General features: G+C 66.0%; 1 protein-coding gene. It reads right to left on the bottom strand.

Translation table 11 applies throughout. The features are described from left to right. Nucleotides 1-35: 35 nt before the first annotated feature. A partial coding sequence (locus Q5762_RS38745; RefSeq protein WP_315897010.1) for an RHO alpha subunit C-terminal catalytic domain-containing protein occupies nucleotides 36-262 on the bottom strand: 227 nt, incomplete at its 5' end.

The following is a 262-nucleotide window of genomic DNA, read 5'->3' as shown; positions in this document are numbered from 1 at the left end:
CGCAGCGGCATCCGTGCCTTGTTGCCCAACCTGCGTCAGGCGAACCGTTCCGGCGCCTGAGGAAGCCTGAGCTCCGGGATTTTCGCGCGTAACAGGTCGTGAAATTCCAACATGCAGCTTTCCAGGGTCGACAGCGGTCCCGGCTCGTAGCTGCTGGAGGCCAGCCCCTGCTGTACGCGGCGGCACAGGAACTCATCCTCCCGCTGCACCTGGCGGTTGATCCGGGCCGCGAGATGCGGATTGCCCGCTACCTCACCGCCCG

The sequence above is a fragment of the Streptomyces sp. P9(2023) genome (assembly GCF_032436795.1).
Lineage (GTDB): Bacteria > Actinomycetota > Actinomycetes > Streptomycetales > Streptomycetaceae > Streptomyces.
Note: the sequence above shows the minus strand (reverse complement) of the source record. Positions and strands in the feature narration are given on the sequence as shown.